Here is a 15,539-nt window from a genome sequence, read left to right on the forward strand (position 1 = left end):
GGCCCGCACCCGCTCCAGCGGCGGTGCGCGGCCGTGACCGCGCTCCGCTCCGCTCCGAGACACCACCCGCCGCCAACGGCCGGGAGAAACCGAGGCACCCCGTGAGAACCGCACCCCTGCCGGCCGCGCCCCCCACCCGGGAGGCGGCCGACGCGCCCGCCCAGCCGTACGGCTACCGACGTCACGAGGCCGTCGAGCCCGACTGGCGGCGCTTCCCGGCCTGGCGGCACGTCACCGCCGCCGAGTGGCGCGACCCGCAGTGGCAGCGTGCCCACTGCGTCAAGGGAGTCCGGCAGCTGCGCGAGGTGGCCGGAGCCGGGCTCGACGACGCGTTCTACGACGACCTCGAGGCCGACCAGCGGCAGTTCGCGACCATGCCGATCCTGCTCACCCCGCAGGTCCTCAACACCATCGCCCCCATGTCAGCCCCCGACACCGCCGCCTGGTACGCCGACCCCGTCCGCCGCTACATGCTGCCCGTCGCCAGCGACCGCCACCCCAGGTGGCCCAGTCACCCGCTCGCCTCCCGCGACTCCCTGCACGAGGCCGAGATGTGGGTGGTCGAGGGGCTCACCCACCGCTATCCGACCAAGGTGCTGGCCGAACTCGTCACCACCTGCCCGCAGTACTGCGGTCACTGCACCCGGATGGACCTGGTGGGCACCTCCACCCCGCAGGTCGACAAGTACCGGTTCGTGCTGCGCCCGGTGGACCGTCTCGACCGGATGATCGCCTATCTGCGCGCCACTCCCAGCGTGCGCGACGTCGTGGTCTCCGGGGGCGACGTCGCCAACGTGCCCTGGCCGCGGCTGCGTTCGTTCGTGGACCGGCTCCTCGACCTGGACAACATCCGGGACATCCGGCTCGCCAGCAAGGGGCTGGTCGGACTGCCCCAGCACTGGCTCGCCCCCGACGTGCTCGACGGCATGGCCGCGCTCGCCGCCAAGGCGACCGCGCGCGGCGTCGGCCTGGCGATGCACACCCACGCCAACAACGTCCAGCAGATCACCCCGCTGGTCGCCGAGGCCTCCCGCGCGCTGCTGGCCGCGGGTCTGCGCGACGTACGCAACCAAGGCGTGCTCCTGAACGGCGTCAACCACACTCCCGAGGCCCTGCTCGACCTGTGCTTCGCCCTTCTCGACAGCGCGCAGATCATGCCGTACTACTTCTACCTCTGCGACATCGTGCCCGGCGCCGAGCACTGGCGGCTGCCGCTGTCCGAGGCCCAGCGCCTCCAGCACGCCATCATGGGATACCTCCCCGGCTTCGCCACCCCCCGCCTTGTGTGCGACGTGCCCTATGTCGGCAAGCGCTGGGTGCACCAGGCCGACGCCTACGACCGCGAACTGGGCATCTCCGACTGGTCCAAGAACTACCTGACCTCCGTCGAGCAGGACCAGCCCGAGGCGCTGCGCCGCACCCACCACTACTACGACCCGCTGCACACCCTGCCCGACGCCGGGCAGGCGCACTGGGCGCGGTGGCAGCCGGAGGGGGCCCGGTGAACGGCGGTACGCAGGCGCAGGGTTCACCGCTCGGACTGCATCGGGTGCTCGCCCCGGCGGGGGTGCTGCCGCAGGCCGCCGACCGGCTCGACCCCGACTCCCCGCTCCGCGAGGACGAACTGCGCATCGACGTGGAGTACCTCAACCTCGACGCGGCGTCCTACCGGCAGCTCCACGAGGAGCACGGCGGGGACGGGGACGCGATACGGGAAGCGGTGTGCCGGATCGTGCGCGAGCGCGGCAAGATGCACAACCCGGTCACCGGCTCCGGCGGCATGCTGATCGGCACCGTGGCGGAGGCCGGGCCACGCACGCCGCTCGGCCTCAAGCCCGGCGACCGGGTGGCCAGCCTGGTCTCCCTCACCCTGACCCCGCTGACACTGACCGACGGGCTGCGCGGCTGGGACGGGCTGGGGGAGCGGGTGCCGGCCCGCGGGCACGCCGTCCTCTTCGGTCGGTCGGTCGCCGCGGCCCTGCCCGCCGACCTGCCCGACGAGCTGGCCCTCGCGGTCCTGGACGTGTGCGGCGCGCCCTCGCTGACGGCCCGTACCGTCGCCGAGTACGCCGCCCGGTCCGGCGCCGCGCCCTCGGTGGCCGTCCTGGGCGCGGCCGGCAAGTCGGGCAGCCTGGCACTGGCGGCCGCCCGCCGCGCGGGTGCCGGACGGCTGGTGGGCGTCGTGCCCGACGGTGTCGAGGCAGCCGCGCTCACCGCGTCCGGCCTGGCCGGCACGGTCCTGCGGGCCGACGCCCGCGACGCGGTCGCGCTGAGCGACCGGCTCGCCGAGTCCGGCGGTCCCGTCGACATCACCGTGGTCTGCACCGACGTACCCGGTTGCGAGCACGCGGCGGTGCTGGCGACGCGCGACGGCGGCACCGTCGTCTTCTTCTCGATGGCCACCTCGTTTCCCGCGGCCGCGCTCGGCGCCGAAGGGCTGCGCGCCGACGTCACGATGCTGATCGGCAACGGCTATCAGCCCGGCCACGCCGAGCAGGCACTGGATCTGGTGCGCACCGAGCCGGGAGTACGGGACCTGTTCGCCCGCAGACTGGCCCCGCGATGCTCCGACACCGCCGTCTCCCGGCCTCCGGCCACAGTGGCCGGAAAGCTCGGCCTCGACCCCCACCTGGTGCGCCGAGCACGGGAGTTGGCCGTGCGGGCCGGGCGCCCGGTGGTGGACATGGCCCGGTCCCACACCACTGTGGCCGTCGAGCGGGCCGCGCTGCGGCTGGCCGGGCTGTCCGGTGCCGACGCCGAGGGCATTCCCTGGGTCAACCGGCTGGTGGACGCGGTGCGTGACCAGGTCGGTCTGGAGCACGGGGTCGCCCTGCCGGTCTGGCACGCGCTGCGCACCGGCACGAGCCGCGACCTCACCGAACTCGCCGCCCGCGCCACCGCCCGGGACGTGTCCTTCCGGCTGCCCGAGGGCGCCGCCGCCGAGCACGCCGTACGCGACGCCCGCCGGGCCATGGCCGGAGGGCTCGCGGTCATCGACGGCCGCCGCCGGGAACGCGAGCGCCTGATCCGTCGGTGGGGCGAGCCCGGTGGACCGCTCGTCTACCTGATCGTGGCCACCGGCGACATCCACGAGGACGTCCGCCAGGCCGTGGCGGCGGCCCGCGGCGGTGCCGACGTCATCGCGGTCATCCGCTCCACCGGCCAGTCGCTGCTCGACTACGTGCCCCACGGCGCGACCCGCGAGGGCTATGCCGGCACCTACGCCACCCAGGAGAACTTCCGCCTGATGCGCGCCGCCCTCGACGAGGTGTCGGCCCAGCTCGGCCGCTACGTACGCCTGACCAACTACGCGTCGGGACTGTGCATGCCGGAGATCGCCGTACTGGCGGGCCTGGAACGGCTCGACATGATGCTCAACGACTCGATGTACGGCATCCTCTTCCGCGACATCAACCCGGTCCGCACCTTCGTCGACCAGCGGTTCTCCCGGCAGCTGCACGCCCGCGCCGGCATCGTGATCAACACGGGCGAGGACAACTACCTCACCACCGCCGACGCGCTGCAGGCGGCCCACACGGTGACCGCCAGCCAGCTCCTGAACGAGTACTTCGGCAAGGAGGCCGGACTCACCGACGCCCAACTCGGCCTGGGGCATGCCTTCGAGATCGACCCGGACCTGCCCGACTCGTTCCGCATGGAGCTCGCCCACGCCCTGCTCGCCCGCGAACTGTTTCCCGACGCCCCTCTCAAGTGGATGCCGCCGACCCGCCATATGACCGGCGACGTCTTCCGCGGCTATCTGCTCAACGGGTTCTTCAACCTGGCCGGGGCGCTGACCAGGCAGAACATCCTGCTCGTCGGCATGATGACCGAGGCCGTCGTCACCCCCTTCCTCTCCGACCGCGACCTGGCGCTGCAGAACGTCCGGTACGTGATGGACGCCGCCGGCGCCCTGGAGGAGGACTTCCGGCCCGCCCCCGGCGGTGTCATCGCCCAGCGCGCGGACGCGGTGCTGCGAGAGGCCGTCGACCTGCTGGAGCGGCTCTGCGACCGCGGCCTGCTGGACGCCATCGCCGCGGGCACCTTCGGCGGCATGCGCCGTCCCGTCGCCGGCGGCCGGGGCCGGGACGGGGTGGCCGAACGCGCCCCCGGCTACCGCAATCCCGCCATCGAAATGCTGGACGGGTCCCCGGACCCCGACCCAGACGGAGAGGACCAGCGATGAACACCCCCGCAGGGCCGCCGCCCGCGGTCCGCCCCTACGGGGACACCACCGACGACGGCATGGTGCAGCTGTCGTTCACCCTCCCCCTGCCGCACGCTCCCCTCGCCGAGGCCGCGGCCCTCCAACTGGCGCGCACCATGGGCATCGATCGCCCCCTGCTGGTCCATGCCCGGCCGGTGGGCACCGAGTTCAGCTTCTTCGTCGTCTACGGCGCGGTCGTGCACCGGGTGGAACTGGACACGGTCGACGTCGTGGAACGGGAGTACCCGCTGCTGTCGGCCCAGGAGGTCGACGAGACCGTCCACCAGGGCCTGGGCCGGGAGCTGGTCGTGGTCGGGGCGTGCATCGGAACGGACGCCCACACCGTCGGCATCGACGCCATTCTCAACATCAAGGGCTTCGCCGGGCAGAAGGGCCTCGAGTACTACCACTCGATGCGCGTGGTCAATCTCGGCGCCCAGGTCGCGGTGGCCGACCTGGTGCACCGGGCGGTGAGTGAGCGCGCCGACGCCGTCCTGGTCTCCCAGGCCGTCACCCAGCGCGACGCGCACCTGGCCAACGTGCGCGAACTCAGCGCCGAACTGGACGCGGCGTACGCCGGGCGCCGCCGGCCCCTGCTCGTGGTGGGCGGACCGCGTTTCGACCCGGCCATGGCCGCCGAACTGGGCGCCGACCGGGTCTTCGGACGGGGCACCACCCCCGACGACGTCGCCAGCTACCTCGCCCACGCCCTGACCCGCGAGCGGGCCGCCGCGATGGACGACAGGAGCGCCGTATGAGGTCGCCACAGCCACAGCCACAGCCACAGCCGCACCCGCACCCGCACCCGCGGTCGGTCTGCGCAACAGTCGCCGGGGACCGGCTCGACGCCCGGTTCCGCTCGGTGGCCGCCCGCGAGCCCGACCGTACGGCCGTCACCGACGCCCAGGGTTCGGTCACCTACGGTCGGCTCGCCCAGCAAGCCGACGCCGTCACCCGTGCCCTGCTCGGCCGGGTCGCTCCCGGTCAGCCCGTCGCGCTGCGCGCCGGGCGGTCCCGGCACGCGCTGGCCGGACTCCTGGGCATCCTGGGCGCCGGAGCCTCCTACCTGCCGGTCGACCCCGGGTATCCGCAGGAGCGGCAGCGCCATCTGCTCGACGACTCGGGTGCCCGGCTGGTCCTCACCGAAGGGCCGCCGGCGCCGGGGGAGACGTTGCTCGCCGAGCCGGGACCGCTCGTCCTGGTCTCCCGTCCGCCGGCCTCCGACGCCGTCGGCGCCCCCGTGCTCCCGGCGGACACCGCGTACACCATCTACACCTCCGGCTCCACCGGCGCGCCCAAGGGCTGCGTCGTCGGGCACGCGCAGGTGCTTGCCCTGCTGGACGCCGCCGTGCCGCGGTTCGACGTCAAAGCCGAGGACGTGTGGACCCTGTTCCATTCCTGGAGCTTCGACTTCAGTGTCTGGGAGATCTGGGGCGCCCTGCTGTACGGCGGCCGGGCGGTGATCGTCGACCGGGAGACCGCCGCCGACCCCGAGGCCTTCGCCGCGCTGCTGGCGGCCGAGCGGGTCACCGTGCTCAACCAGGTGCCCTCGGCCTTCGGCAACCTCGTCACCGAGGCGGCGGCCGACGGGGTGCGGCTGCCGGCGCTGCGCCATGTCGTCCTCGGCGGCGAGGCACTCGTGCCCGACGACATACGCCGCTGGTGGGACGCGGGCACAGCTCCTGCCGCGGCCGTCACCAACATGTACGGCATCACGGAGACCACCGTGCATGTCACCCACTGCGCGGTCACGCCCGAGGTCCTGTGCGAGGCCGGTCCCGGACGCACCCCGATCGGGCGGCCGTTGGGCCACCTGACCGTCGAGCTGCGCGACGAGCAGGGTGAGTTGGTGGCGCCGGGGCAGCCCGGTGAGCTGTGGGTGGGCGGGGCGGGCGTGAGCCACGGCTACCTCGGCCGCCCCGGACTCACCGCCGAGCGCTTCCCCGCAGCACCGGACGGAACGGGCCGTCGCTACCGTAGCGGTGACTGGGCAGTCGCCGACGCCGACGGTCGGCTGTACTACGCGGGCCGGATGGACGGCCAGGTCAAACTGCGCGGCTTCCGCATCGAACTCGGCGAGATCGAGGCCGAGTTACGCGCGCTCCCCGGCGTCGACGGCGCCGCCTGCCTGGTCGACGACAGTGGCCGTACGCCGGTGCTCGGCGCCTGTCTGGTCGCCGACCGTGAGGTGCTGCCCCCGGACCGGGTGCGTGAGCACCTGGCCGAGCGACTGCCCGCGCACATGCTGCCGCAGCGGCTGCGGTATCTCGACCGGCTGCCGCTCACCCCGCACGGCAAGTTGGACCGGACGGCCCTGGTGGCCGCGTCCGGCGCCGGTCCGCGTGGGGGAGACGCCCTTGACCCTGCTGCACGAGGCGGTGACCACCGTGCCGGTTGAATTCATCGGGATGATCGGGACCAAGGACTCCGAGGGCGGCCCCCACGGGCCGGCCGTCGACCCCGAGTTCACGCGGCGCTTCGCGCGCGTGCACGAGGAGGCCGGGTTCGACCGCGTCCTGATCGGCCACAGCTCCAGCTCGCCCGACGGCGCCCAGGTCGCCGCGTACGTGGCCGCGCACACCGAGCGCCTCGGGCTGCTGCTGGCCCACCGGCCGGGCGTCCTCGCCCCCACCGTGGCCGCGCGGTCCTTCGCCACCCTCGACCACTTCAGCGGCGGGCGACTCGCGGTCCACGTCATATCCGGCGGGAACGACGCCGAGCAGCGTCGCGACGGCGACTACCTGGAGAAGGACGACCGCTACGCGCGCACCGACGAGTTCCTGGAGGTGGTGAGACGGGCGTGGACCGAACCTGAGGGCTTCGACCACGAGGGCCGCTTCTACCGGTTCGAGGACTTCCGCTCCGAGGTGCGGCCGCTGCAACACCCGGCAGTCCCCGTGTACTTCGGAGGGTCCTCGCCCGCCGCCCACCGGGTGGGCGGCAAGCACGCGGACGTGTTCGCGCTGTGGGGCGAGCCCCTGGCCGAGACCGCCGAGCAGATCGCGGCCGTGCGGGCCGCGGCGCGTACGGCCGGACGCACGGTGCCGCCCAGGATCAGCGTGTCGTTCCGGCCGGTGCTGGGCCGTACCGAGGAGGAGGCGTGGGAGCGGGCGCACGGCGTCCTCGACGCGATCCGCCGGCGCGGCACGGCGGGTTCCTTCTTCGACCGCAGTCGGCCGCCGCTGCCGCTCGGGCCGTCGGCGCGTCCCGAGAACGTCGGCTCCCAGCGGCTGCTGGCCGCCGCGGCGAAGGGCGAGCGGCACGACCGGGCCCTGTGGACCGCGCCCGCGGCGGCCACCGGGGCGGCGGGCAACTCCACGGCGCTGGTGGGGACTGCCGAGACGGTGGCACAGGCCCTGCTGGACTACATGGACATCGGCGTGACGACCTTCCTGCTGCGCGGGTACGAACCACTGCGCGACGCCGAGGAGTTCGGCCGGACGCTGCTGCCGCTGGTGCGCCAGGAGGCGGAGCGGCGCGAGCGGGCGACGGTGGCTGCCGGCTGAGGGCGTGCCGCGCCGGGTCGTGCACACGGCGACGGCGACGGGGCGTGCCGCGCCGGGTCGCGCACACTACGACGGCGGAGGGCGCTGGTGGGTATCACCCACCGGCGCCCTCCGCCGTCGAGGGGAGGAACTCACGCCTGTGCCAGGCCGAGGCCGAGGTCGTGGCGCCGGGAGACCTGAAGTGCCAGCACCATGAGATGCGCTCGGTTGCTGACTCCCGCCTTTCCCCGGATTCTGCGCAGGTAGGTGTCCACGGTATGCGGACTGAGATTCATTCTGCGCGCGATGGAGGAATAGGTGTGGCCCTCGGCGAGATAGCCGAGCACTTCGAGCTCACGGTCGCTGAGTTGATTCAGTATTTCGCCGGTGAACGGACTCACAGGTGTGCCTTTCTTGGTGAACGCGAGGGCCTCGCGGCCGGCCTTCGCCGGGCCGACGGACAGGACTTCCGGGCGCACCTCGCGAGCCGCCGAGCCGATCGCCGGTGACGCGGGTTAAGGTGCGCCCGTGGCCGGGGGACGACACAGTGGGGGTGTGCAAGCCGAGTGGTGACCGTCTGCCCGATCCGGGGGCGGCGTTCTGACCTGGGGCCATGTTCGGTTCCGGAAACGCCGTTCCCGTCATGGCTTCAGCCGTCACGCCGTTCCCCGGGCTCGTCGGGCCGCGTGCGGACCGGTTCAGCTGCCCGAGCTGCCCCAGCCGCTGTCGTCCGAGACGATGGTGCCGGCGGGCTCGGTCACCACGTCGTTGATGACGCGACCACCCCACCCGCTGTCCCCGTCCGTCCCGCTGCCGTCGGCGAGCACGGAATGCGCGGCCGTTCCGGGCGCGGGCGCCGAGACGATGTGGGTCGCTCCCATAAACGCGCCGAATGCGATGCACGCGACGGCGGAGGCTGCGGCGGCGGCACGGAAGAATTTCATGTGGGGCGCTCCTGGTTCTGACTATCGAGCGGAACTGATAGTTCCGTGTATTCGATCTCCGGTGCCTCAAGACTTCCGTGCCGACGGCGGTCATGGCCAGCGACCAGGGTGCTCACCAAGCTGCCCCGCAGCAAAACAACCAGGGGACGTAATGGTTATATCCGATCAGAATCAGGCAATCGATCCGCCCGCGAGACCCAGTGACCGCGAAGTCGCCCTGTACCGATGGGTGGCGGCCTACGAACGAATGGACCCGGATCGCGCGGCCCGGGAACTGGGCCTCACACGGGAGGAGGTGGAAGCCGCCGTCGTCTCGCTGACCGAACTGGGCCTCCTCAAACCCGACTTAGACGACCCGGCGCGGCTGCGCCCGGTCGACCCGGACCTCGTGGCCGCCGTGGTGACCATCTCCTTGGAGGCGGCGATCCGCAGTCAGCAGGCCGAACTGCACCGCATCCGCGACCAGTTCGCCGATCTGCGCGGCCACTACCGGGACAGCCTCAGCCGGGAGTCCGTCGACCTCGAGGTGATCCCCGGAGTGGAGGAGGTGCGGGCCGCCCTCAACCGGGCCGCCGAGGAGTGCACCGAGGAGATGCTCACCAGCCAGCCAGGCGGGAACCGCGTGCCGGAAGTCCTCCAGGAGGCCCTGGCCCGCGACACCGCGATGCTGTCGCGCGGGGTGCGGATGCGCACGCTCTACCACCACACGGCACGCTTCAACGGGCCCAGCCAGTCCTATGTCGCCACCGTGTCCGCCCTCGGCGCCGAGTACCGCACCGCGCACGAGCTGTTCGGCCGACTGATCGTCTTCGACCGCAAGGTGGCCTTCGTCCCCGAACGCGGCGGCACCTGGGGTGCGGTGGTGATCCGGGAGCCCTCGGTCGTCCACTACCTGTGCGAGGTGTTCGAGCAGGCGTGGACGCAGGCCGCGCCGTTCTCCGACGCCGCCGCCGACGGCCTGGAACTGGTCGCCAAGGACATCCACCGGACGATAGTGCGGCTGCTTGCGGCCGGCCTGAAGGACGAGAGCATCGCGCGCCGGATCGGCATGTCCCTGCGCACCGCCAGGAAACACGTCGCCGACATCATGGAGACGCTCGGAGCCGAGAGCCGCTTCCAGGCCGGGGTCCTCGCGGCGCAGCAAGGACTCCTCGACGAAGCCCCGGAGGCCGAACCCGGCGACTGACCCGAGGGCACGCTTCGGTCCGCCCAGGGGCAACGCAGTGGCGACGGGCCACGACCTGTTCGGTACCGTGATCCCGGGACTGCCGCAACCCCCGCCGTGTGCAGCAGAGTTCCTGCAAACCGCGGGCACGGGTCGACGCTTCGGGCGCCGCTCGTCCCTGCGGTCATGTGGCGGAAGAACAGGAGACCTGCCCTTCCCGGGATGTCCCGTGCACCACGGACGGGCCGTCCGTGCGTGCACCACGGCACCGGGACGTTGCAGGTGCGATGCGGAGCGGAGCGGGACGTGGATTACGAAGGAGACTGGGGGAAGGGCGCATCCGGCCTGGAGCTCTTCGTCAGGGATCTGGCCCTGTGCCTGTCGGTCCACCGGGACAGGGGGCCGGCCCTGGTGTGGCCGGACGGCGTCGACGCCGTGCTGTCGGGGGACGGCGGCATACGGCGCGGGCGCGCGGACCCGGGACCGGAGCCGGACGGCGTGGTCGCCGGGACGGCGGAGCTGACCTCCGGGCTCGGTGAGCTGCTGGGCTGCCAGGTCGGGAGCTCGTATCTCAGCCTGCCCACCGGCGCGCAGAGCACCGGCAACACCGCGGCGACCGACCTCGTGCTCCTGCCCGTGCGCGGAAGCTGCGGCGGCCGGGTGGAACCCTCGCCGCCCGGACAGGCCCGCGCCGTACTGGACCGAGCCCTGGAACTGCGGCTGAGGGTGGGTGAAGCGCTCTACGTGCCGAGCGGTTTCGGCTACGCGCTCAACGGGGCGCATTCGCCGTGCACGCTGCTCGTCCTCGCGCTGCACCCGTCGGCCTGGTGAGCGGGCGCACCGACGCCAGGAGCCGCTCGCGCAGGTCGGTGGTCAACGTCCGCCGGGCCTCGCGCAGATAGAAGTGCCCGCCCGGGAAGGACCTCGCCTCGGCAGTCCCCCGGGTGTAGCGGCGCCACTCCTGTACGGCCGCCTCGGTGACGGCCGGGTCCTGGCGCCCGTGATACGCGACGACCGGAGTGTCCAGCGGCTCGGCCCCGGCATCGTGCCGGTAGGTCTCGATCAGCCGGTAGTCCGCCCGGACGGCGGGCATGACCATGGCGCGCAGTTCGTCGTCGGCCAGGACCTCGGTGTCGGTGCCGCCCTGGGCGAGGAGTTCGGCCGCCAGCTCGGCGTCCGACAGCAGGTGCCGCGAGCGCCTGCGGAGCCGGTGCGGCGGCACCATCGCGGAGACGAAGAGGTGCGACAGCGCGATCCCGTGACGCGCCCGCAGCAGTCGCGCCGCCTCGTACCCGACTGCCGCGCCCATGCTGTGCCCGAACAGGGCCAGCGGCCGGTCCGCGAGCGGGACGAGGGCGGTGGCGACCGCTGCGGCCATCTCCGCCATGCCGGTGACCGGGAGCTCGTGGAAGCGGTCCTGGCGCCCCGGATAGCACACCGCGAGTACGTCCACCTCGGGGGACATCAGCTCGGGCCAGTCGCGGAAGAACGTCGGCGCGCCGCCCGCGTGCGGCAGACAGACCAGGGTGGCCTCGGCCTCGGCCGGCTCGGCACCGTAGCGGCGCAACCAGGCGCCCGGGCGCTGCGGCGGGGCGGTGGGGACGTCCATGTCACACCTCCGGCCGGGTCTGCCGACGGGCGAAGTGGATCAACGGCTCCGCGCCCTCGTCGGCCTCCGCGTGAACCACGTGGCCGATGAGCAGGGTGTGGTCCGCCACGGGCACGCACCGGGTGACGCGGCACACCGCACCGGCCACCGCTCCGCCGAGGAGGGGAACGCCGTACGAGGAGGTGTGGTCGACTCCGTCGAAGCGCCGGGCAGCCGGCGGCTCCGCGAAACGGGCGGCCAGCGAGCGGAGCCCGTAGGGCAGCACGCTCACCCCGAAGCGGCCCGTGGTCAGGATGTGCCGGAGCGTTCCGCTGCCCGAGGCGAGCGAGACGAGGAGGGTGGGCGGCCGGTCGGTCAGGGAGAGGACCGCGGTGGCGGTGCAGCCGACCGGGTGCGTGCCGTCGTAGGCGGACACCACGGTGACACTGCGGGCGAAGCGGGTCATCACAGCGCGGAACGTCTCCGGCGGGACCGTGTCGGGGCCGCCCGCGGGAGTGGCGGCCTCCTGGATGGTCGCTGTCATGTGTGAGGTTCTGCCTTTCTGGGCGTGGGTCTGTTCGGCTCCCGGCGCGCACCGCCGTCCCGCCCGGCCGGGGGGCCGAGGCCGGGCGGGACGGCGGCCGTGAAGGGCGGCGGGGTGTCCTGTGGATCAGGCCGGCACGGAGGCGCGTAACGCCGTGCCGAACTCGGCGGTGGTTGCGCCCGCCGTCTCACCGCCGTCGACGACCAGCTCCTGGCCGGTCAGGAAGGCGGCCTCGGGCGAGGCCAGATAGTGGAAGGCCGCCGCGATCTCCTCGGGGGAGGCATGCCGGCCGGCTGGGATCCGGGCGTTGACCTCGGCCAGCATGTCGTCGGTGTACTCGGCGAGCTGCATGGGCGTCAGGACCGCTCCGGGACTCACGCAGGCCACCCGGACGCGGGGGCTGAGTTCCAGGGCGAAGGTCTGCGTGAGGGCGATGATGCCCGCCTTGGTGGCGTTGTAGTCGGCGTAATGCGGGTAGCCGCGGCGGCCGTTGACGGACGCCGTGGCCAGCAGGACCCCGCCGTCGCCGTCGGCCATGAGGCGGGCAGCGCTCCGCCACAGACCCAGTGTGCCGAGGAGGTTGACGTCGACCACCCGGCGTGCGGCCTGCTCGGTGATGTCGAGGACGCCGTGGCGGACACTGATGCCGGCGTTGGCGATGACGACGTCCAGGGAGTGGTCCCGGTGCACCCGGGCCAGGGCGTCGTCGACAGCCTGCCAGTCCGCGACGTCGCAGCGGATCCACGAGACGAGGCCGCCGGGCTCGTCCTGCGGTGCGGCGATGTCCAGACTGACCACACGGTCACCCGCTCGCGCGAAGCGTTCGACGGTGGCCCGGCCGATGCCGCTGGAGCCACCGGACACGACGATGGTGCGCATGTCCTGCCGTCCTTTCGGTGAGGGGAACGAGGGGAGGTGGTGAGAGGAGTGGTGAGAGGAGTGGTGAGGGCAGTGGACTGGTGAGGGGATCGAGCGTCGGGCTCGGTCAGAAGAGGACCCGCGGGTCGCCGGGCGAGGCGTGCGGGGTCGTCTTGCGCAGGTCACGGCTGACGATCATGCGCTTGAGCCAGCGGTCCGTCCCGTCGTGCGCCGCCCGGAAGGGCCTGCGGCCGTGCACGGCGACGTAGTTGTCCACCACCGCCAGGCTGCCCTGCTCCACGACCACGTCGAGCTGGACCCGCTCCAGCTCCTCCATCAGCTCGTCCAGGGCCTGCTGGGCGGCCTCGTCCTGGCCGGCGCACGTCATGAACGGGTAGTCGATCCGCAGGTACGGGCGCTCCCGGTCACCCGACAGGACCGGCACGGGCTCGGGGTCGGACTGCATCCGCAGCATGCCGGCCAGGGCCGGGTGGCCGGGGTGGCGCTCCTGGAGCTGGCGTACGTGCTCGTCGTCGGGGCGGATGAGGAAGCTCGGCGTGCGGAGCAGGTCCGCGGTCTCGTCACTGATCTTGACGTCGCGAACGGACGCCACGATGGTCGGCACCCGCTCGTGGTTGCGCATCCCGAAGAGGAGCAGGTAGTCGCAGCGGCCCGGGTGGAAGCCGTCCTCGGTGTGGAACTCCAGCAGGCACTCGCTGCCGTGGCCGCTCTGCCGCAGCTCGTCGCCGCGGATGGGCAGCAGGTTCTGTACGACCCGGCCCAACTGGAGGGTGGAGAAGGTGTAGGGGTCGCCGAGGGCCGTGCCCACCATGGCCAGGAACAGCTCCTGGTCGAGTGGCGGGCCGTCGGCCGGCACGTCCGCCCAGTGGGCCGGGGTGGGGCCGACGGCCCTGTCGTCGACCGGGAAACCGTGGATCACCAGCGCCGCGGCGGGTTCGGTGCGGCGGAAGTGCTCCAGGAAGGTGCGCAGTCCGGGCGGGAGGTGCGACGCCGCGTCCCAGTGACGGTCGTAGAAGGCGGGCTGTGCGGGGGTCGGGGAGGAGTCACGGAGGCGGGCGAGTGCCTCCTGGACCTGTTCCGTCTCAGCGGCGGACAGGACGTATTCGAGGGGAAGGCCGTGATACATGCGGGGACCTGCCGGTTTCTGATGAGGAGAAGCACGACGGGGCTGACGGGGCTGACGGGGCTGACGGGGCTGACGGGGCTGACGGGGGTGACGAGGGTGAGGAGGATGAACGGGGTGAGGAGGCCGAGACGGGTGGGCGTGTGGGGACGGGGATCAGGGAGGCGGCGGCGCAGAGCAGGCACAGGACGCCGCTGAACCGAAAGGCCTCGGCCGCACCGTCCTGGGCGAGCAGCGCGCCGCCCAGCGCCGTGCCCAGGCCACTGCCGAGGGCGTCGGCGGTGCCGAGGAAGCCGAAGGCCCTCGCCGTGCGGCCGGGGCCGGCGTCGCGCGCCACCTGCGCGGAGACGAGCGGCAGGGCGACGGCCAGGAGGACGCCCTCGGCGAGCGACAGGGCGACCGCCGCGGCCACCGAGCCGACCAGTGGGTACAGACAGGCGCAGCAGCCGAGGGCCAGTGCCGCGCAGCGGATGAGGACGCGGCGGGACAGCCGGGGCAGGACGGCACCGGCCCGGGGGGAGAGGACGAGCGCGGGCAGCGCCAGGCAGGCCGCGGACCAGGCGATGAGCGCGTTCTGGGCGCCCAGGTCACGGAGGTACACGGCCCAGACCACGGAGTAGCCGCCGTAGAGCGCGGTGATGCCGAACAGCAGCACCAGGGGCGGCCACAGCGTGCCCAGCAGCGGGGGCCGGGGGCCGGCCGCCGGCTCGGGCAGCGCCGGCGCCGGAAGCTTCTCCATCGCTGACCGCCCGGCCCCGGTGTGGCTCGCCGCGCGCTCGCGCCGGGCCGCCGTACCCGCCACCGCGGCCGCGGTGAGGGCGACGGCGGTGGCCGCCCACGCCGCCCACGTGGCGCCGCCGCGCAGGAGCACGGCTCCCGCGCCGAGCGGGCCCACCAGGGCGCCCAGCATCTGCGCGGCCGTCAGCCGGCCGTAGGCGCGCTCCAGCTGGTCCGGACCCGGCTCCCGACCGCCGGGAGCGTGCGCGGCCAGCGTGGCGCGCAGCCCCGTCGCGGTCAGCGCCGCCCCCGCCATCAGCAGGAAGTCGGCGGCGGCCAGGCTCCACCACGGGGTGAGCGTGGCGAACGCCAGACAGCCGACGCTCTGCACCCCCGTGCCCAGCAGGGTCATCCGGGTGGTGCGGCAGCGGTGCCCCCAGCGGCCCGCGGCGAGTTGGGCCAGCGCCCCGCCGGCCGCGGCCGCGGCCATCACCAGCCCGATCGTGCCCTTGGCGACTCCCCGGTCGAGAAGTATGAGCGTCTCCGCCGAGAACAGACCGAGCTGGCTCGCCCGGGCGAGGAAGGCGACGGCCGTGACCGGAAGGGGCGCGCTCACCGCGCCGGCGCGGCGTCGGCTGCCATCGCCCGGACCAGGCTCGCGGGACGGATGTCCGTCCAGTGCTCGCCGATGTAGTCCAGGCAGTCCTGGCGCGAGCCCTCCGGCCGGGCCACCGTCCAGCCCGCGGGCACCGCGGCGAACGAGGGCCACAGGGAGTGCTGGTTCTCGTCGTTGACGAGGACGAGGAACGTGCCGTCCGGGTTGTCGAAGGGGCTGCTCATGATGGGGTTCCTCCTGGGGTGTCGAGACGTGCGTGTCGAGACGAGAC

15 protein-coding genes are annotated in these 15,539 nt (G+C 73.2%); 7 read left to right on the forward strand and 8 right to left on the reverse strand.

Annotation, left to right across the window (positions count from 1 at the left end; translation table 11 throughout):
• Positions 1–101: 101 nt before the first annotated feature.
• From OG562_RS38200 to OG562_RS38220, 5 genes are read left to right on the forward strand one after another with little or no spacing between them, the layout of a single operon-like run.
• Positions 102–1,505 carry a KamA family radical SAM protein gene (locus OG562_RS38200; protein WP_266406188.1) on the forward strand — a complete coding sequence of 468 codons (1,404 nt, stop codon included), beginning with the start codon at positions 102–104 and terminating at the stop codon, positions 1,503–1,505.
• Positions 1,502–4,186, forward strand: coding sequence for a lysine 5,6-aminomutase subunit alpha (locus OG562_RS38205; RefSeq protein ID WP_266406190.1), 2,685 nt, complete (start codon positions 1,502–1,504; stop codon positions 4,184–4,186). Before OG562_RS38200 ends, OG562_RS38205 begins: the two co-directional genes overlap by 4 nt.
• Entirely contained in the window at positions 4,183–4,965 is a 783-nt protein-coding gene (locus tag OG562_RS38210) for an OAM dimerization domain-containing protein (RefSeq protein WP_266406192.1), read from the forward strand. Before OG562_RS38205 ends, OG562_RS38210 begins: the two co-directional genes overlap by 4 nt.
• Positions 4,962–6,605, forward strand: coding sequence for an amino acid adenylation domain-containing protein (locus OG562_RS38215; protein ID WP_266406194.1), 1,644 nt, complete (start codon positions 4,962–4,964; stop codon positions 6,603–6,605). Before OG562_RS38210 ends, OG562_RS38215 begins: the two co-directional genes overlap by 4 nt.
• A complete protein-coding gene (locus tag OG562_RS38220) occupies positions 6,595–7,713 on the forward strand; it encodes an LLM class flavin-dependent oxidoreductase (protein WP_266409745.1) in 1,119 nt (372 codons plus the stop codon). The genes OG562_RS38215 and OG562_RS38220 overlap by 11 nt, the downstream gene beginning before the upstream one ends.
• Positions 7,714–7,844: 131 nt before the next feature.
• On the opposite strand, the gene OG562_RS38225 is transcribed toward OG562_RS38220, so the two are convergent.
• Positions 7,845–8,171 carry a response regulator transcription factor gene (locus OG562_RS38225; RefSeq protein WP_266406196.1) on the reverse strand — a complete coding sequence of 109 codons (327 nt, stop codon included), beginning with the start codon at positions 8,169–8,171 and terminating at the stop codon, positions 7,845–7,847.
• 219 nt (positions 8,172–8,390) lie between these two features.
• Positions 8,391–8,636 carry a hypothetical protein gene (locus OG562_RS38230; RefSeq protein ID WP_266406198.1) on the reverse strand — a complete coding sequence of 82 codons (246 nt, stop codon included), beginning with the start codon at positions 8,634–8,636 and terminating at the stop codon, positions 8,391–8,393.
• A 247-nt stretch (positions 8,637–8,883) separates the two neighbouring features.
• On the opposite strand from OG562_RS38230, the gene OG562_RS38235 reads away from it, so the two are divergent.
• Together OG562_RS38235 and OG562_RS38240 are read left to right on the forward strand one after the other, a co-directional pair.
• Positions 8,884–9,822 carry a helix-turn-helix transcriptional regulator gene (locus tag OG562_RS38235; RefSeq protein ID WP_266406200.1) on the forward strand — a complete coding sequence of 313 codons (939 nt, stop codon included), beginning with the start codon at positions 8,884–8,886 and terminating at the stop codon, positions 9,820–9,822.
• Between the two features lie 285 nt (positions 9,823–10,107).
• Positions 10,108–10,632, forward strand: a complete 525-nt coding sequence (locus tag OG562_RS38240) for a hypothetical protein (protein ID WP_266406202.1) — start codon at positions 10,108–10,110, stop codon at positions 10,630–10,632.
• Here the strand turns inward: OG562_RS38240 and OG562_RS38245 are convergent.
• The 6 genes from OG562_RS38245 to OG562_RS38270 form a co-directional block, all read right to left on the reverse strand.
• The gene (locus OG562_RS38245; RefSeq protein ID WP_266406204.1) at positions 10,571–11,410 is read right to left on the reverse strand and encodes a thioesterase II family protein; all 840 of its coding nucleotides are present in this window, start codon (positions 11,408–11,410) and stop codon (positions 10,571–10,573) included. The two genes, OG562_RS38240 and OG562_RS38245, sit on opposite strands and share 62 nt — an antisense overlap.
• Position 11,411: 1 nt before the next feature.
• A complete protein-coding gene (locus OG562_RS38250; RefSeq protein WP_266406206.1) occupies positions 11,412–11,933 on the reverse strand; it encodes a flavin reductase family protein in 522 nt (173 codons plus the stop codon).
• A gap of 126 nt (positions 11,934–12,059) precedes the next feature.
• The gene (locus OG562_RS38255; protein ID WP_266406207.1) at positions 12,060–12,812 is read right to left on the reverse strand and encodes an SDR family NAD(P)-dependent oxidoreductase; all 753 of its coding nucleotides are present in this window, start codon (positions 12,810–12,812) and stop codon (positions 12,060–12,062) included.
• Positions 12,813–12,918: 106 nt separating this feature from the next.
• Positions 12,919–13,938 carry a guanitoxin biosynthesis L-enduracididine beta-hydroxylase GntD gene (gntD, locus tag OG562_RS38260; RefSeq protein WP_266406208.1) on the reverse strand — a complete coding sequence of 340 codons (1,020 nt, stop codon included), beginning with the start codon at positions 13,936–13,938 and terminating at the stop codon, positions 12,919–12,921.
• Positions 13,895–15,268 (reverse strand): MFS transporter, encoded by a 1,374-nt coding sequence (locus tag OG562_RS38265; RefSeq protein ID WP_266406209.1) that lies wholly within the window; start codon positions 15,266–15,268, stop codon positions 13,895–13,897. Before OG562_RS38265 ends, gntD begins: the two co-directional genes overlap by 44 nt.
• Positions 15,265–15,492 (reverse strand): MbtH family protein, encoded by a 228-nt coding sequence (locus OG562_RS38270; protein ID WP_323187601.1) that lies wholly within the window; start codon positions 15,490–15,492, stop codon positions 15,265–15,267. The genes OG562_RS38265 and OG562_RS38270 overlap by 4 nt, the downstream gene beginning before the upstream one ends.
• Positions 15,493–15,539: the final 47 nt, after the last annotated feature.

This window comes from Streptomyces sp. NBC_01275 (genome assembly GCF_026340655.1).
Taxonomy (GTDB): domain Bacteria; phylum Actinomycetota; class Actinomycetes; order Streptomycetales; family Streptomycetaceae; genus Streptomyces.